This is a genomic window from Stenotrophomonas sp. NPDC077420 (assembly GCF_044543385.1).
Lineage (GTDB): Bacteria > Pseudomonadota > Gammaproteobacteria > Xanthomonadales > Xanthomonadaceae > Stenotrophomonas.
The window spans coordinates 1-4664 of record NZ_JBITVZ010000038.1 but is presented as its reverse complement, the minus strand read 5'-3'; the positions used below and the strand labels follow the sequence as shown (position 1 = coordinate 4664).

Sequence of the window (4664 nt, the reverse complement as noted above, 5' to 3'; positions counted from 1 at the left end):
TCGCCACGCCGGCATTGAGCCTGAAGTCATTGAGTACCTGGTCAACCCACCCAGCCGAACGCGGCTTGCCGAGCTGATTGCCGCCGCCGGATTGGATGTTCGCGGTGCAATCCGCCAGAAAGGCACACCCTATCTGGAGCTGGGGCTGGACGATTACGCGTTGAGCGAGGACGCACTGCTGGATGCCATGCTGGCCAATCCTATTCTCATCAATCGCCCCTTCGTCCAGACCACCATGGGCACGCGCCTGTGCCGGCCTTCTGAGGTGGTTCTGGACATCCTGCCAGCAGTGCACGAGCCCTTTACCAAGGAAGATGGCGAAGTCGTGATCGATCAGGACGGCAAGCGCGTCCGCTGAGTTGCTAAGCGGCAGGGAGAGTTCGCGGCAGGGAGAGTTCGAGAGCATGCAGAGCGCGTCCAGACAGCCGCAGAAGCTGCCCCAGCTGATCGTTGCGCTGGGGGTGGGCCAGATCATTGCGTGGGCCAGCAGCTATTACCTGTTGGCAGTTCTGGCGCTTCCCATGTCCAGAAGCATTGGTTGGTCGCTGGGGCTGGTGGTGGGAGGCCTTTCCGCTGGGCTGGTCACAGCCGGACTACTGGCTCCCCTGGCCGGTCGGACCATCGACAGGCGGGGAGGGCGCGCCGTGCTGGCGGTCAGCTCCATAGTGTTTGCCATGGGCTTGGCGGTGCTGGCCACGTCCCACTCCCCAGCTACCTATTACCTTGGCTGGGTGGTACTGGGCGTTGCCATGTCTGCGGGCCTTTATGACGCAGCGTTCTCGACGCTTGGACAGCTGCTCGGGGCAAACGCGAAGCGATCCATTGCCGGCCTGACCTTGGTGGCCGGCTTTGCAAGCACGCTCGGCTGGCCAGCGCTGACCCACCTTGAAGAGGCCATGGGATGGCGCGGCGCGTTGTGGGTAGCCGCCGCATTCAACCTGCTTGTCGCATTGCCCATCCACTTGCTCGCGATTCCGAAGCATCAACCTCGTACTGGCTCAAGGACACCTTGGCCAGCGCCGGCGGCTGCCCCGGCCAGTATTGCAGCAATCGTCAAGGCTGCAGCACCGCCAGCACATTGGCTTGTGCTCATCGGCCTGTTGTTGACCTGCCAGGCAGCCATCATGGCGACCTTGTCGGTGCATCTGATCGCTTTGCTGGGTGCCAACGGGTTGGCGCCATCGGTGGCGCTGCTCGCTGGCATCGTCATCGGCCCGGCCCAGGTCGTCGCTCGTTTGCTGGAGATGCACTTTGGACGAGGCGTGCACCCCACCTGGTCTGCGCGCGTGGGAATTGCAGCGACGTTGGCTGCACTCCTGCTGCTGCTCACCGGACACCCGTGGACAGCGATCGCTTCATTCGTCATTTACGGTGCCGGCAACGGGATACTCACGGTGGCCCGCGGGACCCTCCCGTTAGCCTTGATCGGATCGGCGGACTACGGCAAGACCATGGGCAACCTTGCCCGACCCATGCTACTGGCACAGGCGGCGGCACCGCCCCTTGCAGCCATTGCATTGGAGCGAATCGGACCTGCCTGGCTGATCTGCCTGCTGGCGCTGCTTGCCACCGTTTCCTTGGTCGTAAGCTGGTGGCTGCCTTCGAAGATGCAATGCGCGCGCCATTGATGGTGCAGCGCATGCACACTTGAACTCAAACACTGTGCCCCGGCGATTTGAGGTAACACCGCAAGCGGCTCTCCGCCTCGTCCAATTCTAACCCCAGGCAAAGTTGGACAGCTGCGTCACTCGTCCCGTACCGGAGGTTCATTTCCTTCTGCGTGCCGGCATTACATCAACGCTCGCCTCAGGTAGTGCGCCGAGCTGAATCAATCTATCCCGCGATTCGCGATACGACTGGTAAAACTGCGCCCACTTACTGAATCCGCCCAACTCGCCGACCGCCCGAATCAATGCAACATGTGACGAAGTCAGCAAGGCAACCTGAGACTCAAGCTCCGAGATATACAGGTCGCGGTCCGCGAGTGCGCTGGCAGCTGCGGCACCGGCCAACTTGGCGGGCCTGCCACGCCAACGACGAAACTCAGCCTGCCGCTGCTGGTAACTGGTTAGAAGCCGACTACGTTCTAAGTTGCGCGTAATTGATGACGCAGCGTTGATCTTTGGGTGCAGTCGTGCGACGGCCCGCGCAGTGATGTCCTCATCCCGCGACAGGAGATCATCAAGCACCAAGCGCATTTCCGGGTCCGGGTCAGTCTTGCTGGGCTCAGAGCTGTCACTATTCATCCAAAACTCCCTTGGGTGCAGCAAGCGAAAGGTCCTGACCGCCTGGAAACGGCTTCTCCCCTGGCGCCGTGGCTAGAAGCGTCCGCACGCCCGCCAGCCTAGTCTTCGCGTGATGAATCTGATTGCTTCGACCTAGGCTGCTAGAGGACCTTGCCTCCGCAGCCTCAACTGTCGCGACAAGCTTTAGCTCAAGGGTCTGCAGATGGCTTCTATTCTCAGGCAGATCGGTAGCGGAAAGGTGCCTGCAGCCAGAGAAGCACTCCAGGTGCTTTGGGCACGGATCTACAGTGAAGCTGTTCAAGCAATGTCCGTAGGGGGTTGCATGAAATCCATCGGCCTCCGCCTTCAAGAAATCGAACGCAGCAGCATCGCCCTCACTACTCTGAATCTGCTTGAATGCGTTCACGATTGGGCCGCTGGCCCGACCCAACTGAATCATCCTGGCCACGGTGGACGCCTTGTCGCCCAGTGCCGCTTCCACCTCGTCTGGAAGCTCGAGTTGATCAAGCTCTTCCGCCAAGCTGCGATGATCATACTCGTAGCTCTGAACCACGCTACGGCGGTTGAATCGCTTTGAGATGATTGTGTCCGCAACACCAAGCCTGAAGAGCTCAGTATTCTGCAGATGACGAAGAGAGTGCGAGGTCAGAACCAGCTCCTTGTCCGCTGCGGACTGGCCGTAGCGTTGAAACAGCGTATCGCGGGATTTCTGCTCGCCTAGACCGCGATTGACCAGGCCTTCGTCTGGCCTGCCAACGGCAAAATACCGGCTGACATCGCAGATTCCTCCGTTTCGCTCCTCGCTGAGCGATCGCTTCGGATGCAGAAAAAGGAACTCCCATGAAGCAAAGTTGCGATCCTCCAGGCTGAAGGGCTCGGCGTCAGGCAACTTTGAAGCCGCCGCAGTACGAAGGTGACTCTCAAGCTCGCCAATTCTCACGAATGCGGAATGTAGATCGCCCCCAGCGCTGCTAAAGGAAATGGCCTTCCCATCTTCATTTCTAAGTGACACAGCGCCGCAGTCTCGGCTGTCGATCCCTGCCATTCGACGAAAGTACATGCTTGCGGCTGCACTCACCTTCACTTGGGAGTGCACACTCATCTGCTCCTGCAGACGCTGTATCTCAGCGAAGCTCTCGACCGAATAATGTCGGCGGCACCTGTCTATAAGACTTTTCTTCTGCACATCACTCAAGTCCAGCCAGAACGCATTGCCTGTAAGAAAGGTGTAGATCCGCGTGACCGGAACCAAGTCACCTGGCTGAAAGTCTGGAAGAAGGCGCCCTGTATCGACCTGCTTCCTCAGGGTATTTCGAAGAGGATCGGTGATTGCCACGGCTCGTGCGAGCGTCTCCATAACAATGTCCTCAAACATCTTTGGCACATAGTGACTCCTTTCGATGAGCACCGTGCTTCTTGCGTTCTTCGCCTGTTGCTTTTCGGCAAAATGCCGGATCATTAGTGAATGCGAATACCCGCCCAATTCGCCGGCAGGGCGCTGCTTCGAGTCGTAGTAGTGTCTCTCTGTACGCCAATCTACGGGGAGTAGAACAGCCTCGCCAATCCTAAATCCGGTTAATATCATTATGCGGATAGCTGCGAATCGAACCTCGTCCATGAACGTCAGTGGCTGCTCGGTCATCACGATCCTGACCAACTCCCAGAACGCGCGGCGCTCCGGCAGGCGCTCAGCCCTTTTACGTTCCTCGAGGCTGTGCTTGATCTCAGATTGCGATCTTAAAAACTTGGATCGCCGCGGAGCCCGGGTCTGAAGGCGAGATGACGCAAGGGCAGGGTAGAGTGGTCCCGAATCCGTCAAGTGATTGATGTCGAACAGATCGTTGGTCAGTCCCGCGATCAAGTCGCCGAGCTTGCCTGAGGCCTGAACTTCCTTCCCGATAGCAACCGCCAGGGCCATGTCGTCAACTGTAGCTTGCCACGGTTCAATCGCCGCCAGGCAGGTCGCAATCACCCGCAGTGGCCGAACTACACTATTGGTTACGTGGCCTGGCGAGTTCCTTCGAACAAAGAGTTGCTGCATCACGGCGGCCTTGATGAGGTCCTGCCATGGTGTGGAAAAAGTCACAAAGGGCAGCGGTGGAAGCCCATTGGAGACGCGGACACCATTTAGCGCGCTCAGCGCAGAGGGATCGGAGCAAAGGTGGCGAAGGCGGTGCGTAGGTGCAACACCGCCTGCGAGTTTTGTCAGGTCCCACTCCTGACCCTTAACTGCGGCCCCAGTGTGATCAAGGGAAATCTCCCAACTCACACCGTGCGTTGCCGCCAACGCCATACCGTGCCGAACAAACGCATCAAAGTGGATTGAATCGCCCAGGCTTTTGTAGACACTCTTCAGCCGTTTAGTGCGTACTGCCGTTCAAACTCTATCGGGGACAGGCCGCCATTGGAACCGTGTCG

The 4664-nt window shown here is 58.9% G+C and carries 4 protein-coding genes; 2 read left to right on the top strand and 2 right to left on the bottom strand.

The genetic code is table 11. The features are described 5' to 3' along the window. Both ACIGII_RS19440 and ACIGII_RS19435 read left to right on the top strand, forming a co-directional pair. On the top strand, positions 1-358 hold a 358-nt coding region (locus ACIGII_RS19440; RefSeq protein WP_399657650.1), incomplete at its 5' end, for an ArsC/Spx/MgsR family protein. Positions 359-404: 46 nt separating this feature from the next. Further along, positions 405-1628 (top strand): MFS transporter, encoded by a 1224-nt coding sequence (locus tag ACIGII_RS19435; RefSeq protein ID WP_313218375.1) that lies wholly within the window; start codon positions 405-407, stop codon positions 1626-1628. A 138-nt stretch (positions 1629-1766) separates the two neighbouring features. Here the strand turns inward: ACIGII_RS19435 and ACIGII_RS19430 are convergent, their stop codons facing one another. Then, entirely contained in the window at positions 1767-2246 is a 480-nt protein-coding gene (locus tag ACIGII_RS19430) for a hypothetical protein (protein WP_313218374.1), read from the bottom strand. Then, on the bottom strand, positions 2239-4332 hold the full coding sequence (locus tag ACIGII_RS19425) for a hypothetical protein (RefSeq protein WP_399641326.1): 2094 nt from the start codon (positions 4330-4332) through the stop codon (positions 2239-2241). Before ACIGII_RS19425 ends, ACIGII_RS19430 begins: the two co-directional genes overlap by 8 nt. Positions 4333-4664 lie beyond the last annotated feature (332 nt).

Coding starts and splice junctions, on each gene's coding strand:
- ACIGII_RS19435 (WP_313218375.1), top strand. CDS start 405: ATGCAGAGCGCGTCCAGACAGCCGCAGAAGCTGCCCCAGCTGATCGTT.
- ACIGII_RS19430 (WP_313218374.1), bottom strand. CDS start 2,246: ATGAATAGTGACAGCTCTGAGCCCAGCAAGACTGACCCGGACCCGGAA.